Source organism: Acetobacter estunensis (assembly GCF_019083805.1).
Lineage (GTDB): Bacteria > Pseudomonadota > Alphaproteobacteria > Acetobacterales > Acetobacteraceae > Acetobacter > Acetobacter estunensis_A.
The window spans coordinates 1-248 of record NZ_JAHRDV010000138.1 but is presented as its reverse complement, the minus strand read 5'-3'; the positions used below and the strand labels follow the sequence as shown (position 1 = coordinate 248).

The following is a 248-nucleotide window of genomic DNA, read 5'->3' as shown; positions in this document are numbered from 1 at the left end:
CACGACGGATGTGGTCAAGCAGGGCGATGCCGTGAAGGTCAAGGTCATCGGTTTCGATGATCGCGGCAAGGTGAAGCTCTCCATGCGGGTTGTGGATCAGGCCACGGGTGCCGACATCACCTCCGAGATGTGAACCAGCCCGTCACGCGCACCAAGGAAGTTTACGAAAGCTCCGAAATCCGCCGTCTTGACGACTTTGCCGTCATAGATACGGCCAATCTCCGGCTCCGCCACGATCCCATTGATGC

At 58.5% G+C, this 248-nt stretch carries 1 pseudogene; it reads right to left on the bottom strand.

The annotated features are described in order from the left end of the window. Positions 1-99 precede the first annotated feature (99 nt). Positions 100-248, bottom strand: a pseudogene (locus KUA11_RS17300) (S1 RNA-binding domain-containing protein); the annotation flags it as partial.